The following is a 21,195-nucleotide window of genomic DNA, read 5'->3' on the forward strand; positions in this document are numbered from 1 at the left end:
GTTTAGAGACAAGAAAGGGACGTCTTATGAAATTACTTTATACGGATATGTCTCAGGATTTAACAGAAATTCTGACGGAGCAGGCAACCAGCTATGCTCAAAAGGGAAAGAGGGTCTTTTATATTGCCCCTAATGCCCTGTCATTTGAGAAGGAGCGTAAGGTCTTGGAATACCTGCCTCAGTCAGCATCCTTTGAGATTACGGTGACTCGTTTTACTCAGATGGCGAGATATTTCATTCTCAATACGAGCAACCCCAAAACTCAGCTGGATGATACTGGTCTGGCCATGATTTTTTATAAGGTGTTGTCGCATATGGGCGATGATGAGCTTAAGGTTTACGGCCGCTTGCGCAAGGATAGTAACTTTATTAATCAATTGGTAGACCTTTACAAAGAGTTGCAGCAGGCTAATATGACGGTTCTGGATTTGCAGCATCTGGATCAGGTTGAAAAGCAAGAGGATTTGCTCAGGATTTTCAGTGCGGCTCAGGATCTCTTGTTGGCAGGAGATTTTGATAATCAATCAAAACTTAGTGCCTTCTTCAAGGAAATTACCTCAGGCCATCTGGATAAGGCCCTGGATAACACGGTTTTGGTCATTGATGGCTTCACGCGTTTTTCTGCTGAGGAGGAGGCCCTAGTTGCCCTCTTGAATGATAAGTGCCACCAGATTGTCATTGGGACTTATGCCAGTCAAAAGGCTTATAAGGCTAACTTTGTCTATGGCAATGTTTATCAGGCCTCAGTCGATTTTTTGAGAACTTTGGCTCAGACCTATAAGGTGACACCCGACTATGTAACGACAGACAAAGAGGGCAATCCTTCTTTTGCTCGCATTAGCCGTCTTTTGGAGAGCCGTCATGATTTTAGTACGGTAGATGAGCAGCTAACTGCTCAGGACAAGCAAGCCTTGCAGGTATGGGAAGTGGTCAACCAAAAGGAAGAGGTGGCTCAGGTTGCCAAGAGTATTCGTCAGTTGCTAGCAGATGGCAAGCGCTATAAGGATATCTTGGTCTTGCTAGGTGATGAGGAGAGTTATAAGCTTCAGGTGGGTCAGATTTTTCGAAAATTTGATATTCCCTATTATTTCGGTAAGGAAGAAACCATGTCTAGCCATCCTTTGGTGCAGTTTGTGGATTCCTTGGAGCGGATCAAACGCTACAATTACCGTGCTGAGGATTTACTTAATCTCATAAAATCCGGTCTCTATGGTGGTTTTGCTCAAGAGGATTTAGACCTTTTTGAGTATTATGTCAATTTTGCAGATATCAAGGGGCGTCACAAGTTCCTTTCTGATTTCACGGCTAATAGTCGTGATAAGTATGATTTGGACCAGCTCAATGCCTTGAGGTCACAACTGGTAGAGCCTTTGGACAAGTTGCTTAACAGTCGCAAACAGAAGGGGTCTAGTCTGCTCAAAAAACTTGTGGTCTTTTTAGAGGCTGTGCAAGTGCCAAGTAAGATGGCTGCTTTGACTGGCAAGGCCAGTGAGGCCGAAAAAGAGCAGAATGAACAGGTCTGGAAGGCTTTCACACAACTCTTGGAGCAGGTTGAGACTATTTTTGGGGAAGAAACTCTGTCAGTGGACGACTTTTTGTCCATTTTGCGTTCAGGAATGTTGGCCTGTGATTACCGTACGGTCCCAGCCACTGTCGATGTGGTTAATGTGAAGAAATACGATTTGATTCAGCCACATTCAGCTCCTTATGTTTTTGCCTTGGGAATGACCCAGTCGCATTTTCCAAAGGTAGGGCAAAATAAGAGTCTCCTGTCTGACGAGGAACGTAGTCGTATCAATGAGGCCACAGATGAGCATAGGAGTTTGGATATTGTTACGCAGAGCAATAGTCAGCGGAGGCATTTTGTGGCTATGTCACTTTTTAATGCGGCTAGTGAACAATTGGTGCTTAGTCAGCCACAAATTCTCAATGAGACTCAAGATGACATGTCGGTTTATTTGAAGGAGCTGCTTGACCTTGGTCTTCCTTTGGTTGAAAAGGGACGTAATCGTTTCGAGGCTAAGGGTGACCAGATTGGGAACTACAAGGACCTTCTATCAACTGTCATTGCCCTTAACAGTAGCCATTTAGATGCTGATTTGGATAAGGAAACGCAGACTTTCTGGTCAGTTGCTGTGCGTTATCTCCGTAAGCGACTTGATAAGGACCAAGTCTTGATTCCAAATGTGATTGACGATGTGACGACGACCAAGGTGGATGATCAGGTCATGCAGTTGGTCTTTCCGGGGGAAGAACCACTGAAATTATCAGCTTCGGCTCTGACAACCTTCTATAACAACCAGTATCTTTATTTCTTGCGCTATGTCTTGGGGCTTCAGGAGTTGGAATCTATCCATCCGGATGCTCGACACCACGGGACTTACTTGCACCGTGTCTTTGAGCGTGTCATGGGGGATTCTTCGTCAGAAAACTTCGATGATAAACTGGAAAAGGCAATTGCTCAGACCAATCAGGAGCAACCCTTTGAACTCCTCTATACGGAGGACCAGGAGAGTCGTTTGTCCCGTCAGATTTTGGAAGATATCGCTCGTTCTACAGCTAGTGTTTTACGTGATAATGCAGCCGTTAAGGTTGAGCGAGAGGAAGCCAAGTTTGACTTGCTTTTAGCTAATAGCATCAAGATTACAGGGATTATTGACAGGGTGGACCGTTTATCGGATGGGGCTCTGGGTGTCGTTGACTACAAGTCAGGTAAAAATGTCTTTGACATTCAAAAATTCTACAATGGCCTTAGTCCGCAGTTAGTAACCTATCTAGAAGCCCTTCGCCAGACCTATAAGGTTGATGCTGATCAGCTTTTTGGTGCCATGTATTTACATATGAAGGACCCACAACTTAATCTGGCTCAGTTTGGCTTGGACAAGCTAGCGGCTCAGGCTCATAAGGAATTGACCTATAAGGGACTCTTTGTGGCTTCAGAGACGGGGCATCTGGCTGGTGGAAACTATGATTTACAAAAGACTGTCACCTACGACAAGGAGGACCTAGAGACCTTGCTAGAATACAACATTAAGCTCTTTACAGGTGCTGCTGAAGTTATTCGAAGCGGGAATTTTGCAGTCAATCCTTATACCGAGGATGGCAAGTCTGTTCAAGGGGATCAAATCAAGGCTATTACTCATTTTGAGGCCGACCGCCACATGGGACAGGCTCGAAAGCTCCTGCGTTTACCAAGTAGGGGCAAGAAGGAAGCCTATTTGGAGCTGATGGCAAAAGATGAGGACAAGAATCAGATGCAAGTTGCTGAAAAAATCATCCCCTTTCCAGTCACTGATCAAGCTGTGACAGCAGACAAAAAAGACCAGGAGGACAACCATGTTGACTAAAGCTTTTTTAAGTCCAACAGAGATTAAGGAACGCATTGCCCAAGAAGCAGCTTCTGACAAGGAACGCAAGTTAACACCTGAGCAGATTGAGGCCATTTACAGTAATGGTAGCAATATTCTTGTGTCAGCTTCGGCTGGATCAGGAAAAACCTTTGTTATGGTTGAGCGTATCCTTGATATGATTGGACGTGGCGTTGGCATTGATCAACTCTTTATCTCAACCTTTACGGTAAAGGCCGCGGGTGAGTTAAAAGAGCGTCTGGAAAAGCGTCTGACAGAGCAACTTGGACAAGTTGAGACGGATGAAGAGCGTGCCTTTCTTTCAGATCAGATTGCCAAGATTGGAACGGCTGATATTGGAACTATGGATGCCTTTACCCAGAAATTGGTCAATCAGTATGGCTATCTCCTGGGTGTGTCACCTATTTTCCGCATTATGACAGACCCTGCCGAGCAGACACTCATGAAAAATGAGGTTTATGCTGATCTCTTTAACGATTATATGCAAGGAAAGGATGCCCAACTTTTCCAAAAATTGGTCCGCAACTTCGCAGGAAATGGCAAGACTAGTAAGGCTTTTCGTGATTTAGTTTACGATGTCTATAACTTTTCTCAGGCTACTGCAGGTCCTGAAAAATGGCTACGTCAAAATCTTTTAAAAGGGCAGGCAGAGGCCAATCCAGAAAAGGCTAAAGCTGAGCTTTTAGAGGGTCTCAAAGATGGCTTGTTGGCTGATTTCTTAGACTTCTTAAGAGACCATCTAGGTCTAGCTCAGCGTGAATTTGCCAAGGCCAAATATCTAAATAATGTGTCAGATGCCATTAGCCTTCTTGAAGGAGCCTTGGCTAATGACCAAACGGATATGGAGGACCTGCTCAAACAACTTTTGACTTTGTCAGGAGGGACTGGTTTGACCAATATGACCCGTCCTAAAGACGAGGAACTTAAGGCCTACAAGGAAGCTTACAACAAGACCAAAAATGAGTTTGTGGCCCAGTTGCGAGAGATTGATACCCAACTAACGGTCCTCGAGGTTTTGACCAAGCATAATGATGACATCCTACCTCTGTTGGAGTTGCTTCAGGCCTTTGTACTTGATTTTTCGGATCAGTATTTACAGGCAAAGATTCAGGAAAATGCTTTTGAATTCTCGGATATTGCCCATTTTGCCATCCGTATTTTGGAGGAAAATCCAGAGGTGGCAGCTAGCTACCGTGACCGTTACCATGAAGTGATGGTAGACGAGTATCAGGACAATAGCCATACCCAAGAACGCATGTTGGAACTCCTCTCTAATGGCCACAACCGATTCATGGTGGGAGATATCAAACAATCCATCTATCGTTTCCGTCAGGCAGATCCTCAGATTTTTAACGGCAAGTTTCAGCTCTTCCTTGAAAATCCAGATGCAGGTAAGTTGATTCTCCTTAAAGAGAACTTCCGTAGTCAATCTGAAGTTCTTGATGCGACCAATGGTGTTTTCAGTCACCTCATGGACCAGGAAATCGGGGACATCCTCTATGACAAGACTCACATGCTGGTAGCGGGTAGCCAGAAGCAAAAAGAACCCCATCTTGAAAATGAGACAGAGGTTCTGATTTTCAATAGTGATGAAGGAAGTATGACTCCTGACGAAGAAGGTCCTGATCAACCTATTAGTAGCGGAGAGATTTCCTTGGTTATCAAAGAAATCATCAAACTTCACGAGCAGGGTGTACGTTTTGAGGACATTACCCTCCTAGCACCAACCCGTAATACCTATCTGGACTTGATGGCAAGCTTTGAGGAGCACGGAATTCCCTTGGTTCCTGACGAGTACAAGTCAAGCTACCTAGAGTCACTAGAAGTTATGATTATGTTGGACACCCTTCGTGCCATCAATAATCCTCTCAATGACTACGCCTTGGTTGCCCTCCTTCGTTCACCGATGTTTAACTTCAACGAGGACGATTTGGCTCGGATTGCTGTTCAGGCTGACAAAGGACAATTCTATGATAAGCTTTTTGCAGCTCATACTAAATCAGGACTTCATCCAGAAGTCGTGACGCAAGGACTGGAGGCCAAGTTGACTCTCTTCATTGAGACTCTGTCAGATTGGCGTGATTACAGTAAGTGGCACTCGCTCTATGACCTCATCTGGAAGATTTACGACGATCGTTTCTATTATGATTATGTTGGCAGTCTTCCACGAGCTGAGCAACGCCAGGCCAATCTCTACGCCCTTGCCTTGCGTGCCAATGCCTATGAAAAGACTGGCTTTAAGGGACTTTCTCGTTTTATTGGTATGATTGATAAAATCATTTCTAGCGGTAACGACCTAGAGGAAGTGACAGACTTGGTTCCCAAAAATGCCGTTAGCCTTATGACCATTCACAAGTCCAAGGGACTAGAGTTCAAGTATGTCTTTGTCTTGCAGATGAATCGCAAGTTCATTGGTCACAGCAAGGACGGACTGAGTGGTAAGTACATCATTAACCGTGAAAAAGGACTAGGCATTAAGTATCTAGCTGACCTCAAAGACCAGGTAAACACCAATTTGCCTAAGTTAAATGTTGTTCTCGAGACCTTAACCTTCCAGGAAAATCGTAGGGAAGAGCGTCGAGCAAGTATCTCAGAAGAGATGCGTCTGCTCTATGTTGCAATGACCCGTGCAGAGAAAAAACTCTACCTAGTTGGTAAGGGCAGTAAGGAAAAATTGACCCAGCAATTTGGCACAGATGTTGAAAATAATCGCCTACCAGTAGCTCTACGTGACCAAATTTCTACTTATCAGGATTGGGTTATGGCTTTGGATACTGCCTTTATGAGAAAGGATCTCAAGTTTACTGTTCGCTTTGTTGAGGCTGAGGACTTGACCCCAGAGGCTATTGGTCAGGTTGAAGTTCAAGCGGCAGTAGATGCTGATGATCTCTCTAACAATCGCCAGACGGAAGACATTAAGCGTGCCCTAACTGTCTTAGAAAGTGTTGAAAAACTCAATCAACTTTATGCACCAGCGATTGAACTTCCATCTGTGCGTACGCCGAGCCAGCTCAAAGCCTTCTACGAACCTGTCATGGATACCGAAGGGGTGGATATTATGGACAAGAAAGAGGAGGTGCAACCTCTTGAGACTACCACTAGCTTTGAGCTTCCAGATTTTGGGCAAAAAACCAAGGTCACTGGAGCTGCAGTTGGTTCAGCCACCCATGAACTCATGCAACGCTTGATTCTTTCTGACAAGGTGACCCTCCAAGATTTGACACAGGCCTTGAGTCGAGTATCGGCAGATGATCAAGTCAAGGCGCGTGTGCAGTTAGAAAAGCTACTAGGCTTCTTTGACACCGAACTTGGGAAGCTCATTCTAGCTAACCGTGATAAGTTGCGTCGCGAAGCGCCATTTGCCATGTTGGCAGAAGACCCGGCTAGTAAGGAAGACTTTGTCGTCCGTGGTATCATCGATGGCTACCTTCTTCTTGAAGACCGTATTGTCCTCTTTGACTATAAGACAGACCGCTTCACTCAACCTGGTGAGCTTAAGGACCGCTACAAAGGGCAAATGAGCCTCTATGCTAAAGCACTCAGCCAAGCCTATCAAATAGATAAGATTGATAAATACCTTATTCTCCTAGGTGGAAAAAACTTGGAAGTTGTAGAAGTATAAGCTATAGCATAACCATTCTTTCATAGTGAAAGAGTGGTTTTTTTGTGTCTCAATCCCACCAAAAAAGACCAGTGTGCACACACCAGTCTTTTCTGATAGATTTCCATCAGTATTGTAAGTTCGTTAAAATATTAGAGGATGGAAATAGTTATGAAAAAAAGTATCTTGTAGGTTGCTTAGTCCTACAAGGGTTATTATAACAAACTCATCTCAGTCTAAACAAGGTTAGAAAAATTAGAATTCAACACCACGAACATTACTAGTTTTTAATAATCCAAGTCTATAACAGCTAAAAAACAGACAAAAAACGCCAGCATTAGACTGACGGTATTTGTTTAGTTTAATCCTAATGTCAACTAATCAAAGGCACCACCCAATTGACCCAGGCCCAGGAAATAGGCATAACCAGAATCATGGCTGGAATCATATCTGCTGTTGGGAATTGACGCAGTTTCATAATACGAAAACCTGTCGCAATCATGAGGAAGCCCCCGCAAGCCTTAAAGTCTCCAATCATGGCTTTTGTTGTTAGAGGGAGAATGAAACCAGCACTCACAAAGAGGAGGAAGAAAACGATAAATTGTGGAATGGCAATCATGGAGACGATGTAACCTAGACTACAAGAGAAAATCATGGCCGTAAAGAAATCTAGGATAGATTTGGAAATCAAGATGGAAGCATCGCCTGTCATCCCAGACTCAAGGCTCCCGTAAATTCCTGTACCACTCGCACAGAAAAGGACGATAACCGTTAAGAGCTGCGCATAAAACTCATCGTGAGCTAACCCTGTTTGTTTGCTTGGTGTAATCTTGGACAAGCCTTTTTCCATAAGCCCAGCTCCCTTGTTGATGAGGTTTCCAAATTTTAGGGCCAGCCCAAGGATGGTACCGATAACTACTGCAAAGATAACCGCAGGCATATTAACCATATTCATAATAGCGCTAATCCCCATTACCATAGAGGCTAGACCAAAGATAAGGTTAAGATTTTCCTTGAAATCGTCTCTGAGATAGTCCCCGAAGAGCCCTCCAGCGATTCCTCCTAAGATAATAGATAGCGAGTTGATGATAATTCCAGTTGGCATCAGTGATTTTCCTCCTATTTATTCTAAATACTATAAGTTTAGCATTATCAAAGATCGAATGCAAAATTGTCTCGTTTTTACAAACGTTTTCTTGAAATTGTATCTTTGAAATGATACAATAAATGAGAAGGTAAGGAAATAGCCTTATCTAAATCTATTGCCAGTGTTCTTAGAGTATTGTTCATAAAAAACAAGGTAACAACTCTAATTTATAATCTAATATAAAGTGTAAAATGAGACTATTGTTAAATAGATTCTCAAGAAAGGATAAAAGATGATTCGTTTTGAACACGTAACGAAACGTTATGAAGATAAGGATGCTCTCTCAGATCTTAACCTCGAGATTCGAGATGGTGAGATTTTTGGTCTGATTGGTCACAATGGGGCTGGTAAGACCACGACTATTTCCATTTTGACGTCTATCATTGAAGCTAGCTACGGTGAAGTTTACGTCGATGATATGGCCCTCAGCCAACATCGTGATGCTATCAAGAAAAAAATCGCTTATGTGCCAGATTCACCAGACTTATTCTTAAATTTAACTGCTAATGACTATTGGTACTTTTTGACACGTATCTATGATTTGGAAGCTAGTCAGGTTGAGGAACGTTTGACTAATCTTATGGCTACCTTTGACTTGACGGAAAGTCGCTATAACCTCATTTCTTCCTTCTCTCACGGTATGCGTCAGAAGGTTGTCGTTATCGGTGCTCTTCTGGTAAATCCGCAGATTTGGGTTTTGGATGAGCCTTTGACTGGTCTGGATCCACAGGCATCTTATGATTTGAAAGAAGCCATGCGTAACCACGCTAAGGAGGGTAATAGTGTGCTCTTTTCAACCCACGTTCTAAGTGTAGCTGAGCAGCTCTGTGATCGTATTGCTATTTTGAAGAAAGGAAAACTCATCTTCCAAGGGTCTCTAGCGGAACTTAAGTCTCAGTACCCTGACAAGGATTTGGAAACTATTTATCTGGAAATGGCTGGACGTAAGATCGAGGAGGTGTAGTCATGAACTGGAACCATGTTTGGGAGCTTTTTAAAATTAATCTCCTCTATGCAAATCCTCAAGCAGTAACTAACCTACAGAAACGTCAGGAGAAAAAGAAAAAGGCTAATTTCTCCATCGTTAATGCCATGCTTAGACAACAACTCTTGATTTTAATTGTTTTTACGGTTGTATATAGCTATCTTTTTGTAGGTGTCGATTATAAGGCCAATCCTGGAGTCTTAACCCTATATCTTTTGACATTTTCAGTCATGGGGCTTCTCCAGACTTTTACGGCTCTCTATAGTACCTTTTACGATAGTAAGGATAGCAAGGCTTATCTGCCTCTTCCCTTAAAGCCATCAGAAGTCTTTTTGGCCAAGACCTTGTCAGGTTCTATGGTTGGGATGACCTTCATGGTACCTATCCTTAGTCTTCTCATTCTAGCTTACTGGCAATTTATTGGCCCGCTGGGGATAGTCGTGGGGTTTCTATCCTTTATCGTTTCTCTCTTTATCAATCTCGTTTTTTCAGTGATTCTGTCTAATAGTGTTGGAACGCTGATTGTTCGCAGTTCTCGTCAAAAGCTCTATTCGACTATTTTGATGACCCTGTCAACCCTATTGATTATGTTCCCTATCATGATGGTTGGTTTTCTTAATGGTTATGTTAAGGGTGCTGGACATATCGATTTTCCTTTGTTGCCTTATCTAAGAGGTTACTATGATGTGGTAGCTGCTCCTCTATCTCCGGAGGCTCTACTAAATTTTTATCTTCCTCTTATCTCAGTGCTTATCTTGGGTCTTTGGTTTTATAAAGTCAGAATGCCTCGTTATTTCCACGAAGCCATTTATAACAAAAAGGCTAGAAAGACTCAGGTAAAAGTTGTTACTCGAAGTCAAAGACAGGTCTTGGTTCGCCATCATTTATCTACTTTGGGAAACTCAACCCTCATTATCAATACCTATGTGGTACCAGTATTATATATGATCATGCTGGGCGGAGGTGCGTTCTTTTTGAAAGATTTAGGTCCAGACTATTTCGGGCTCATGCTTTTAGTCGGAATTGCCTTTGGTTTCTTTTCAGCGCAACCAACAAGTTTTCTTGGGGTGGCAACTTCCTTAGAGGGAACAAACTTTGACTTTATCCGTAGCCTGCCAATCAATACGGGTGACTATCTTCGTCAAAAGTTTTGGATTTTCTATGGCTTGCAAGTCGGTGTATCCCTCTTACTAGGAGGACTTGGTTTAATATTCCTTGCACATCTCCATCCTATTTTGGTGGCAAGTTTCGCTCTTGGTTTTCTCGTAACAACCTATCTTGTAGGTGGCTATTTCTTTGAACGTGACCTTAAATTATTGGAAGTGAATTGGCAGGAAGTCACTCAGCTCTTCAATCGGGGTGGCGGACAGTGGCTCTATATGGGTATCTTTATTCTTACAATTTTCATCGCTGCCTTGCTAGGAGGTATTGTCTTCTTTGCAAGTAAGTTCTGGATTGCCCTAGTAGTCAACGCTATAGTATCTGGGCTTATAGCTTTAATTGCCCTAATCGTTTATCTCTTTGTTGACCGCAGACGTTGGAAACGTATTAGAGCCATATTTTTTGCCTAGAACAAACTGTTTAAAGAGTCTCTCCGATTGGAGGGATTCTTTTTTACTGAAAATCTTTAATATGTAAACTTATGCATTATATATGTTAAAATACCTGAATTTAGTGTATAATCATAAACATGAAACGAAATTTTGACTCAGTAAAACGCCTAGTTATCAAAATCGGGACTAGCTCCCTGGTTTTGCCTTCAGGGAAAATTAATCTTGAAAAAATCGATCAGCTAGCTTTTGTGATTTCTAGCTTACATAATAAAGGAATTGAGGTTGTCCTCGTATCCTCTGGGGCTATGGGATTTGGTCTTAATGTCCTAGATCTTGAGAAGCGCCCAGCAGAGGTTGGTAAGCAACAGGCTGTCTCAAGTGTAGGGCAGGTGGCCATGATGAGCCTTTATTCTCAGGTCTTTTCACATTACCAAACCAAGGTATCTCAGCTTCTTTTGACCCGTGATGTGGTCGAGTATCCTGAGAGTTTGGCCAATGCCATCAATGCCTTTGAAAGCCTCTTTGAGCTTGGAGTTGTTCCAGTTGTTAATGAAAATGATGCTGTCAGCGTAGATGAAATGGACCATGCGACTAAGTTTGGGGACAACGACCGCTTGTCAGCTATCGTAGCTAAGATTGTTGGTGCTGACCTACTCATTATGTTGTCAGATATTGATGGGCTCTTCGATAAGAACCCAAATGTCTATGAAGATGCAACCCTTCGTAGCTATGTACCAGAGATTACAGAGGAAATTCTAGCCTCAGCTGGTGGTGCTGGTAGTAAATTTGGTACGGGTGGTATGATGAGTAAGATTAAGTCAGCCCAGATGGTTTTTGAAAATCAAAGCCAAATGGTTTTAATGAATGGTGAAAATCCGCGTGACATTCTTCGTGTCCTAGAAGGAGCCAAAATCGGTACACTCTTTAAACAGGAGGACTAATATGACACATATTGATACATTGGGCCAGCAGGCCAAAGTGGCGGGTCGTCAGATTGCTAAATTATCAACAGCAGCTAAAAATGACCTTCTAAATCAGGTAGCTAAAGCTCTAGTAGCTGAGAGTGCCTATATTATCGCTGAAAATGCTAAGGATATGGCCAATGCCAAGGAAAATGGTATTTCAGAGATTATGCAAGATCGCTTGCTCTTAACGGAAGACCGTATCGCAGGGATTGCTGAGGGTGTCCGTCAGGTGGCAGATCTTCAGGACCCAATCGGTCAAGTAGTTCGTGGCTATACGAATCTGGATGGTCTCAAAATCATTCAAAAGCGTGTTCCTATGGGTGTTATCGCTATGATTTTTGAGAGCCGTCCCAATGTCTCAATCGATGCCTTTAGCCTTGCCTTTAAAACCAATAATGCCATTATTCTTCGTGGAGGACGTGATGCCATCAATTCCAACAAGGCCTTGGTTACAGTAGCTCGTAAGGCTTTGGAAAATGCGGGTATCACAGCAGATGCCGTTCAGCTGGTTGAAGATACCTCTCATGAGGTAGCAGAAGAACTCATGGCGGCGACTAAGTATGTAGACTTGCTCATCCCTCGTGGTGGAGCTCGTCTCATCCAAACGGTTAAAGAAAAAGCCAAGGTTCCAGTCATTGAAACGGGTGTTGGTAACTGTCATATTTATGTGGATAAATATGCTAACTTAGATATGGCGACACAGATTGTCATCAATGCCAAGACTCAACGACCAAGTGTGTGTAATGCGGCAGAATCTCTCGTCGTTCATGCTGATATTGTAGAAGAGTTCCTGCCTAACTTGGAAAAAGCTATTTCAAAAATTCAGTCTGTTGAGTTCCGTGCGGATGAAAGGGCTTTGAAACTTATGGAAAAAGCTGTACCCGCTTCACCTGAAGATTTTGCGACAGAGTTTCTTGATTATATCATGTCAGTTAAAGTGGTAGACAGCCTTGACGAGGCTATTGGTTGGATTAATACTTACACGACATCGCATTCAGAGGCTATCGTGACTCAGGATATTAGTCGTGCTGAGCAATTCCAAGACGATGTTGACGCTGCAGCTGTCTATGTTAATGCTTCAACCCGCTTCACAGATGGATTCGTCTTTGGACTAGGTGCTGAAATCGGAATTTCAACTCAGAAAATGCACGCTCGTGGTCCAATGGGACTTGAGGCCTTAACCTCAACCAAGTTCTATATTAACGGACAAGGACAAGTTAGAGAATAAATCATCAAGCTCCATGAAGGAGCTTTTTTAAGTTGGTTTGCTAGACGACAGGCCTTCTGATATACTGGTGGTATCAAGAATGAGGAGATTTTGCCACGTTTAAAGCTTATAAGAAGTATTGGATGGGCTATTTCGATTTTACGGGACGTTCAAGCCGCTCAGATTATTGGTTGGCAGTTCTAGCAAATACTATAGTAACTATCATTTTATTTAGCATAGTTATAGTTGTAATTGTTTTTGATAGTCCGAATAGTCATTATCATGTTATTTTCAAATTACTGTATGGGTTTGCAATGCTATATTGTTTTGCTAACTATATTCCATCTATTGCCCTTCAGGTGCGTCGCTTACGTGATGCCGGTTTTCACTGGGCATTGATTTTCTTACGCTATGCGCCTGTTATAGGTGATATCGTACTTTTGGTTTTGTTTTGTCAACCCACAAAAGTAGAATTTCCTTTCAAACAGTTCAATAATTCACAACAATAATAATGACTTAACAGCCTTGCTAGGCTGTTTTTTAGTTGATTTGTCAATCTTCCCTTCTCTTGCTACACTGGGAGTATCATAAAAAAGGGGGATTTTATTATGATTGAAGCCTACAAAAAATTTTGGAAGGGCTATGTCGATTTCAAGGGCCGTTCAACACGTTCAGATTATTGGCTTAATGTGCTTGCGCAATGTTTGGTTTTTTTACTTTTCGGTTTCTTACTTATATTAATCATGATTTTAGGGGGAGATCCGGCAACGTATACTTCTGACGCATATAGTTTTCAAATGATTTTGATTTATATTGTATTGTCAGCTTTTGGAATATATATGTTAGCCTTACTGATACCTTCCATTGCAATCATGGTACGTCGTCTAAGAGATAGTGGCTACCATTGGGCTTTGATATTTTTAGCGTTGATTCCCTACCTTGGTAGTTTTATTATTTTTATCTTAACCTTGCAACCAACAAAGGTAGAATTACCATTCAATAATTTGAATAATCCACAACAATGATAAGTATTTAGTAGCCTAGTATGGCTGCTTTTTCGTCAATTTGTCAAATTCTTTTTTTATTGCTATACTATAAGTATCAAAAAATGAGGAGATTTTATTATGATCGAAGCTTATAAGAAGTTTTGGAAGGGCTATGTAGATTTTGAGGGCCGTTCAACACGTTCAGATTACTGGTTTGCATATTTGGCAAATATGTTAACAGTTATTGCTTTTTATGTGTTGCTCGCAATCTTTGGAGGCATTGCAAGTGCGACAGAATCAAGCTTTTTGGCTGTTATTTCATTTATCATCCTATTTATCTTTTTTGCCTTTGGTATTGCTGCTATCTTACCTGGTATTGCTGTAACAGTTCGCCGTTTGCGTGATGCTGGCTACAATTGGCCGTATATTTTTATTTCTTTAATCCCATTTGTAGGTCCTATTATCTTCATTGTGTTGTTGTGTAAACCAACTAAAGTTGATTATCCATTTAACAACTTCAATAATCCTCAGCAATAATAATGACTTAACAGCCTCGCTAGGCTGTTTTTTAGTTGATTTGTCACTTGTTATACTGGAAGTATCATAAAAAAGGGGGATTTTATTATGATTGAAGCCTACAAAAAATTTTGGAAGGGCTATGTTGATTTTAAGGGCCGTTCAACACCTTCAGATTACTGGTTTGCATGTTCGGCACATCTATTGATTTTCTTTACTTGGTATTTGCTCCTAGCAGTGTTTGAAAGAATGGTAGCTGAAACAGGATCAAGCGATTTATTTACTATTGGTGTTATTTTACTACTTATCTTTTTTGCCTATGGTGTTGCTGCGGTTTTACCTGGTATTGCTCTAACGGTTCGTCGTTTACGTGATGCTGGCTATAATTGGCCGTATATTTTTATTCCTTTAATCCCATTTGTCGGTATTTTTATCTTCATTTTTCTATTATGTCAACCAACAAAAGTAGAAGTGCCATTGAACAACGTCGATAACCCACAGCAATAATGACAATCAACCAACTCTTTGAGTTGGTTTTTCTAATGTCAAAAAAAGTTTTATGTTAATGTTGCACATTTTAATATTTCTGATATAATCTTATCTGAGACTAATCAATACTAAAATATATTTAAGAAATGTGAATATTCTATGAAACTACTTCGTCATTTAAAAGAAAAACGTTACCTTATTTTGGCATTTACCCTACCGGCTATTCTTTTGGCATTGGCTATTGTCTTTTTGCAGCCTGCGCAGAATCATGCTAAGGTCCAAGTTAAGGTGGGGACTAAGCAGTCATCATCAAGCAAACCCAAGGCTTCATCCAAGTCATCGAGCTCAAGTTCGTCGTCATCTTCTTCAACTTCAAGTGAGTCATCAAGCTCAACGGTAGAAGCAGCTAGTCAGACAGAAGCAAGCTCAACTCCTGCGGTAGCATCGGCACCAACGCCTTCTTCAGCACAAGAGGCTTATCAAGCGCCCCAGTATAACTATGTACCACCAACAGCTTATACAGAGTCACATAGTGATGCTCCAAGTTACACAGCTCCTGCCTACAGTGCAGATGTCAGCTCTGGGACAGCAGAATAAGGATTAAAGAAAAGGAATTTAGGTTTAGAGATGAAAAATAAAGTTTTAGCATTAGTAACAGGATTATCTAGTTTAGTCCTATTAGCAGCTTGTTCAAACCAGCAAAATGGGTTGACTTCGACGACTTCATCTTCATCAGTAGAGCAGTCACAATCAAGTAGTAGTGAAAGCTCTAGCATAAGTACAAGTTCAAGCTCTAGTCAAGAGAAAAAGGTAGATACCTCTGCCTATGATAGCATCATTAGTAAGTACCAAACGGCTGTGGCCAACAACCAAACGGATGCCTCACTTAATTCTCTCATTGTGACCTATGCTAATTCTCAAACAAGTCCTGCCTCAACGGTCTATACTTACCATGATTTGGATGGTAATGGTGTTGATGAGTTGATTCTTGCTTTTAAGCCAGGTAAACTCTTTAAAGAACATGTGATTACGGATATTTACACTATATCTAAGGATAGTGGTCAGGTTGTTCGTCTGACAGAGGGGCCACAACTGGGCATGTTGGGTGAGCGTATGACATTGGCCTACCTCATGGATAACACCTTTAGCTACTATGGTAGTGCTGGTGCTATGGCTGGTGGAGGTGCAGGCTACCGCTTTAGTAGTGATGGTCAGTCTCTTGTAAAAGAGGACAGTGATTCGGGTGCTGAAAAAGCAGATCTTTCTAGTTGGGATTGGAAGGACTTGGACAGTGCTTCAAGTAATAGTAGTTCTAGCACAGTGTCACAAACTCAAACCAGTTCGACAGCCCTTAAGGCTGATGAACTCAAAAATGGCAATTACAAATCAGCTGTAGGGACATGGAAGTCTTCAAATGGAAAGACCATCACCATTACTTCGGACGGACAATTGGAACTCTGGGGATATACCTACCCAATTGATTCAGTGAGTGCAAAACAATCTGACTCAGGTGGGTTCAACCTAACTTATGTTGATTCCAATCCAACAGGTAATACCCCAATTCAGCTTTGTCCTAAGGGAGTTAGTGATGCAAGTGATGCGGGAGATAACAGTAAGGACCGTATTATAGCGACGAATGGGATGCCATCTGTGGAAAGTTATTTTTATCGAGTGGATTGATCTTATCAAATGATATAGAAACTAAAGAGTCAGGCCTTGGATCTGGCTCTTTTACTATCCTGTCAACTTACAGAACGAGACAATTTCTCTATTCTTGTGCTATAATAAAAGTTATGACTAATGAATTTCACCATGTAACCGTTCTTTTACACGAAACTGTTGATATGCTTGATATCAAGACCGATGGCATCTATGTTGATGCGACCTTGGGTGGCGCAGGACATTCGTCTTATCTTTTGTCGCAATTATCTGAAAAGGGTCATTTGTACTGCTTTGATCAGGACCAAAAGGCTATTGATAATGCTCAAGTGCGTCTCAAGGACTATATTGATAAGGGTATGGTGACTTTCATCAAGGATAATTTCCGTAATCTCAAGTCCAACCTTGAAGCCTTGGGGGTGTCTGAAATTGATGGCATTCTCTATGACTTGGGTGTCTCTAGCCCACAGTTGGATGAGCGTGAGCGTGGTTTCTCCTATAAACAGGATGCCAAGCTAGATATGCGTATGAATGAGGAGGCGAGTCTGACCGCTTATGATGTGGTCAATACTTATCCTTACAACGATTTGGTGCGCATTTTCTTCAAGTATGGTGAGGACAAGTTCTCTAAACAAATTGCACGTAAGATTGAACAGGCCCGTCAGGTTAAACCAATTGAGACCACGACGGAACTGGCGGAAATCATTAAATCAGCTAAGCCTGCTAAGGAACTGAAGAAAAAAGGTCACCCAGCCAAGCAAATTTTCCAAGCCATTCGCATCGAAGTGAACGATGAGCTTGGTGCTGCAGATGAGTCTATTCAAGAGGCCTTGGATTTACTTGCTGTAGATGGTCGTATTTCGGTCATTACCTTCCATTCTTTGGAGGATCGATTGACTAAACAGCTTTTCAAAGAAGCCAGTACGGTAGATGTGCCTAAAGGTCTGCCCTTTATTCCTGAAGACCTCCAACCTAAGGTAGCCTTAGTTAATCGCAAGCCAATCCTACCTAGTCAGGAAGAATTAGAAGCTAATAACCGCTCGCATTCTGCTAAATTGCGTGTGGCTAAAAAAATCAGGAAATAATTATGGAAAATAAGGAACATCAGATTGTCAATAGAGCCATTAGAAACCATATTCGTTTTATGACGCGTATGGAAAAGGCTTTCTATTCGGCAATTGTTTTGACAGCTATTGTGATGAGTATCGCAGTTGTATTTTTACAAGGGCGTAATCAGGCTATCAAGCAACAAATCACAGACCTTAATAGCAAGATTAGTGATGAAAAAACAGAGCTTAACAATGCTAAGCAGGCGGTTAATGAGTTGACTAACTCTGACCGTATTAAAGAGATTGCTAATAAGGCAGGCCTGTCTATTAATAACGATAGTATTAAGAGTGTGAAGTAACCAATGAACAGATTAAGAAAACTTAAACATTTATTTCTAAACTATGTCGTTAGGGATAGGCGAAAGCCAGCCCAGAATCGACAGCACGTTGGTCAGAACCTTATGGTTCTCAGCATCTTTATCTTTTTCGTCTTTATTATCAACTTTGTGGTGATTATCGGGACAGACAGTAAGTTTGGTGTCGATTTGTCTACCCAGGCTGCTAAATCTTATAACACTAAGACCACGGTGGCTGCCAAGCGTGGGACGATTTACGACCGAAATGGAAATGTTTTGGCTGAGGATTCAACCAGTTATGCCATTTACGCTATCGTGTCGACCAGTTATGTGTCAGCGACTCAAGAAAAACTCTATGTCCAAGATAGTCAGTTTGACAAGGTTGCTGATATTTTAAAGGATAAGCTAGGAATTGAAAAGAGTGATTCCTTGGCCCAATTGCGTACTAAGGGTGCCTACCAGGTTTCCTTTGGGCTAAAGGGGAAGGGAATTACCTACTCTGTTAAAGAAGAACTAGAAAAAGCCTTTAAAGATGCGGGAATTAAGGGGATGGCCTTTGAAGCAACAACGTCACGAATGTACCCTAATGGAACCTTCGCGTCAGAGTTTCTTGGTCGTGCCGAAGCTGTTGAAAATAAAAAAGACGGCTCATATTCTTTAATTGGTCAAACTGGTTTGGAGCGCTCGCTCAATAGCCTCTTGACTGGAACAGATGGAGAGGCCATCTATGAAAAGGATAAAAACGGTAATACGCTTCTAGGTACGGAAACCATTACCAAGGAAGCTATCGATGGTAAGAACATCTATACAACCTTGTCAGCGCCTCTCCAAACCTTCTTAGAAACGCAGATGGATACCTTTATGGAGCAGACGCAAGGTGTCAATGCTTCAGCGACAGTTGTCAATGCAAAAACAGGTGAAATTCTTGCGACGACACAACGTCCTACCTATAACTCTGATACCCTCGAAGGACAAGCCAAGAAAAGTTATGACTGGGTTAACCGACTTTATGAGGCCCAATATGAACCAGGGTCAACCATGAAGGTGATGCTCTTGTCATCGGCTATCAATAACGGAAGTTTCAATCCTAATGCGACCTATAGCAATGCCAACGGTATCAAGGTTGATGATGTTGAAATCAATGACTGGTCTATTAATGAAGGTATCTCGTCAGGCCGAACCATGTCATTTGCTCAAGGCTTCTCTTATTCAAGTAACGTTTTGATGACCATGTTGGAACAAGAGATGGGAGACAAGGTTTGGTCAAACTACCTATCACTCTATAAGTTTGGACTTCCAACCCGTTTTGGGATGGTAGGTGAATCTTCAGGGGTTGTCTCAAGAAACTCTGTGAATATTGCGCAATCATCCTTTGGACAAGGGATTTCAGTGACTCAGGTTCAGATGCTTCGTGCTTTTTCAGCTATCTCTAACAATGGTGTTATGTTGGAACCTCAATTTATCAAACAAGTTGCAGATGTTAACCAAGGCACTGTTCGTACGGCTAAGAAAGAAGTTATTGGTAAGCCAGTTTCCAAGCAGGCTGCTTCTGAGACCCGTAATTATATGATTTCTGTTGGTACAGACCCAGAGTTTGGTACCCTGTACAACAAGTCTGAAGGTTCGCCAATCATTAAGGTTGGTAACTATGATGTTGCGGTTAAGTCAGGAACAGCCCAAGTGGCCGATGAAAAAACAGGAACCTATAAAGTTGGGACCAACGAAACGCTCAACTCAGTTGTAGCTATGGTTCCTTCTGATGATCCACAATATGTTATGTATGTAACAGTTCAGGAACCTAAGACCTGGGATAATAATTTTTATGCGACGGTGGTTAACCCTGTCCTAGAAGAAGCTATGTCCATGGGTGATACGCTTGATACCTCTGTTTCTGAAGGTGGTGGAAAGACCGATGAAACGAGCTATCAAACCGGCGATATTATCGGTAAGAGTCCGGGCGAGACAGCTAACACCCTTCGTCAAAACTTGATTCATCCGATTGTTCTGGGTGTTGGTGATAAGATTGAGAAGGTTTCTGTAGATGCCAAAGCCAATATCAAGGCTAATGAACAGATTCTTATCATGACCAATGATTTCACAGAACTTCCAGACATGTATGGTTGGACCAAGAAGAACGTTGAAACCTTTGCCAAATGGAAAGGCATTAAAGTTACTTATAAGGGTGGCAAGTCAGGGACTGTTACCAAACAAAGTGTTGCGGCAGGAAAAGCCCTGTCTAAAACCAAGAAGATTACCATTACTTTAGGAGACTAAGATGACTATGAGTCTGATAGCAGGTGTGGCCGCCTTTGTGTTGACGGTGCTCGCCATGCCTCACTTTATTACTTACTACAAAATCAAGAAAATCGGTGGCCAACAAATGCATGAAGATGTGAAGCAGCATTTGGCTAAGGCTGGAACACCAACTATGGGAGGGACAGTCTTCCTAGTGGTTGCCATCTTGGTTAGCTTGATTTTTAACTTCCACGTCTTTAGCGAGGGCCACCAAGCCTATGGTGCTACAGTAGGGATTCTCTTTGTGATTTTGATTTATGGAATCATCGGCTTCCTTGATGATTTCCTTAAGATTTTCCGTCAAATCAATGAGGGACTAAAACCTTGGCAAAAGATGGCCTTGCAAATTATTGCGGGTTTGCTTTTCTACTTTATCCACGTACTTCCTAGTGGGACAGATAGCCTAGCTATTGGTGGATTAACCATTCACCTCGGTGTCTTTTATGTTCTCTTTGTCCTATTCTGGATTGTTGGTTTCTCAAATGCTGTGAACTTGACAGACGGTATTGATGGTTTAGCTTCTATCTCTGTGGTTATCAGCTTGATTGCCTATGGAATTATCGCTTTTGTCAAGGGTGAGTTCGCTATCTTGACCATCATTATCACTATGATTGGTGCTCTTCTTGGCTTCTTCGTCTTTAACCACAAGCCAGCCAAGGTCTTTATGGGAGATGTTGGTTCCTTGTCACTCGGAGCTATGCTTGCAGTTATCTCTATTGCCTTACGTGTAGAGTGGACCCTACTCTTGATTGGTGTGGTTTATGTCTTTGAGACAGCTTCTGTCATGCTACAGGTCAGCTATTTCAAATACACTAAGCGTAAGTATGGAGAAGGTCGTCGTATTTTCCGTATGACACCATTCCACCATCACCTTGAATTGGGTGGTCTTTCAGGTAAGGGAGACAAATGGTCAGAGTGGAAGGTTGATGCTTTCCTTTGGGCAGTTGGAGCGCTTGCAAGTGCCATTACCCTTTGGATGGTTCTTGGAAACGTTATGAAATAAATGAAAGGAGCAGAAA

The 21,195-nt window shown here is 42.0% G+C and carries 17 protein-coding genes; 16 read left to right on the forward strand and 1 reads right to left on the reverse strand.

The window, feature by feature from the left end; all coding sequences use genetic code 11:
- Window positions 1-26 precede the first annotated feature (26 nt).
- Both rexB and addA read left to right on the forward strand, forming a co-directional pair.
- Window positions 27-3,347 (forward strand): ATP-dependent nuclease subunit B, encoded by a 3,321-nt coding sequence (gene rexB / locus H7U01_RS02425; RefSeq protein WP_201041067.1) that lies wholly within the window; start codon window positions 27-29, stop codon window positions 3,345-3,347.
- The gene (addA, locus tag H7U01_RS02430) at window positions 3,337-6,990 is read left to right on the forward strand and encodes a helicase-exonuclease AddAB subunit AddA (RefSeq protein ID WP_201041068.1); all 3,654 of its coding nucleotides are present in this window, start codon (window positions 3,337-3,339) and stop codon (window positions 6,988-6,990) included. Before rexB ends, addA begins: the two co-directional genes overlap by 11 nt.
- Before the next feature lie 352 nt (window positions 6,991-7,342).
- On the opposite strand, the gene H7U01_RS02435 is transcribed toward addA, so the two are convergent.
- On the reverse strand, window positions 7,343-8,074 hold the full coding sequence (locus H7U01_RS02435) for a DUF554 domain-containing protein (protein WP_037599106.1): 732 nt from the start codon (window positions 8,072-8,074) through the stop codon (window positions 7,343-7,345).
- A 274-nt stretch (window positions 8,075-8,348) separates the two neighbouring features.
- On the opposite strand from H7U01_RS02435, the gene H7U01_RS02440 reads away from it, so the two are divergent.
- From H7U01_RS02440 to mraY, 14 genes are all read left to right on the forward strand, one after another.
- The gene (locus H7U01_RS02440; RefSeq protein ID WP_002891761.1) at window positions 8,349-9,080 is read left to right on the forward strand and encodes an ABC transporter ATP-binding protein; all 732 of its coding nucleotides are present in this window, start codon (window positions 8,349-8,351) and stop codon (window positions 9,078-9,080) included.
- Window positions 9,081-9,082: 2 nt separating this feature from the next.
- Complete coding sequence (locus H7U01_RS02445; RefSeq protein ID WP_073688448.1) at window positions 9,083-10,672, forward strand: DUF4231 domain-containing protein; 1,590 nt, start codon at window positions 9,083-9,085, stop codon at window positions 10,670-10,672.
- Window positions 10,673-10,791: 119 nt separating this feature from the next.
- Window positions 10,792-11,595, forward strand: coding sequence for a glutamate 5-kinase (proB, locus tag H7U01_RS02450; RefSeq protein ID WP_021146442.1), 804 nt, complete (start codon window positions 10,792-10,794; stop codon window positions 11,593-11,595).
- A gap of 1 nt (window position 11,596) precedes the next feature.
- Window positions 11,597-12,847, forward strand: a complete 1,251-nt coding sequence (locus tag H7U01_RS02455) for a glutamate-5-semialdehyde dehydrogenase (protein ID WP_021146441.1) — start codon at window positions 11,597-11,599, stop codon at window positions 12,845-12,847.
- Between the two features lie 122 nt (window positions 12,848-12,969).
- Window positions 12,970-13,335, forward strand: coding sequence for a DUF805 domain-containing protein (locus H7U01_RS02460; RefSeq protein ID WP_201041069.1), 366 nt, complete (start codon window positions 12,970-12,972; stop codon window positions 13,333-13,335).
- 99 nt (window positions 13,336-13,434) lie between these two features.
- Window positions 13,435-13,851 carry a DUF805 domain-containing protein gene (locus H7U01_RS02465; RefSeq protein ID WP_037599110.1) on the forward strand — a complete coding sequence of 139 codons (417 nt, stop codon included), beginning with the start codon at window positions 13,435-13,437 and terminating at the stop codon, window positions 13,849-13,851.
- Window positions 13,852-13,950: 99 nt separating this feature from the next.
- Window positions 13,951-14,349 (forward strand): DUF805 domain-containing protein, encoded by a 399-nt coding sequence (locus H7U01_RS02470; RefSeq protein WP_037599111.1) that lies wholly within the window; start codon window positions 13,951-13,953, stop codon window positions 14,347-14,349.
- 87 nt (window positions 14,350-14,436) lie between these two features.
- Window positions 14,437-14,835 (forward strand): DUF805 domain-containing protein, encoded by a 399-nt coding sequence (locus H7U01_RS02475; protein ID WP_037599112.1) that lies wholly within the window; start codon window positions 14,437-14,439, stop codon window positions 14,833-14,835.
- 141 nt (window positions 14,836-14,976) lie between these two features.
- Window positions 14,977-15,414, forward strand: a complete 438-nt coding sequence (locus H7U01_RS02480) for a Wzz/FepE/Etk N-terminal domain-containing protein (protein WP_070850135.1) — start codon at window positions 14,977-14,979, stop codon at window positions 15,412-15,414.
- 30 nt (window positions 15,415-15,444) lie between these two features.
- Entirely contained in the window at window positions 15,445-16,497 is a 1,053-nt protein-coding gene (locus tag H7U01_RS02485; protein WP_201041070.1) for a hypothetical protein, read from the forward strand.
- A 113-nt stretch (window positions 16,498-16,610) separates the two neighbouring features.
- A complete protein-coding gene (gene rsmH, locus H7U01_RS02490; RefSeq protein ID WP_073949664.1) occupies window positions 16,611-17,561 on the forward strand; it encodes a 16S rRNA (cytosine(1402)-N(4))-methyltransferase RsmH in 951 nt (316 codons plus the stop codon).
- A gap of 2 nt (window positions 17,562-17,563) precedes the next feature.
- Window positions 17,564-17,884: a cell division protein FtsL gene (gene ftsL, locus H7U01_RS02495; RefSeq protein WP_002891750.1), complete on the forward strand. Its 321-nt coding sequence runs from the start codon at window positions 17,564-17,566 to the stop codon at window positions 17,882-17,884.
- Between the two features lie 3 nt (window positions 17,885-17,887).
- A complete protein-coding gene (pbp2X, locus tag H7U01_RS02500) occupies window positions 17,888-20,155 on the forward strand; it encodes a penicillin-binding protein PBP2X (protein WP_037602531.1) in 2,268 nt (755 codons plus the stop codon).
- Between the two features lies 1 nt (window position 20,156).
- Window positions 20,157-21,179: a phospho-N-acetylmuramoyl-pentapeptide-transferase gene (gene mraY / locus H7U01_RS02505; RefSeq protein ID WP_014632644.1), complete on the forward strand. Its 1,023-nt coding sequence runs from the start codon at window positions 20,157-20,159 to the stop codon at window positions 21,177-21,179.
- Window positions 21,180-21,195: the final 16 nt, after the last annotated feature.

The organism is Streptococcus sp. 21.1 (assembly GCF_016648635.1).
Taxonomy (GTDB): domain Bacteria; phylum Bacillota; class Bacilli; order Lactobacillales; family Streptococcaceae; genus Streptococcus.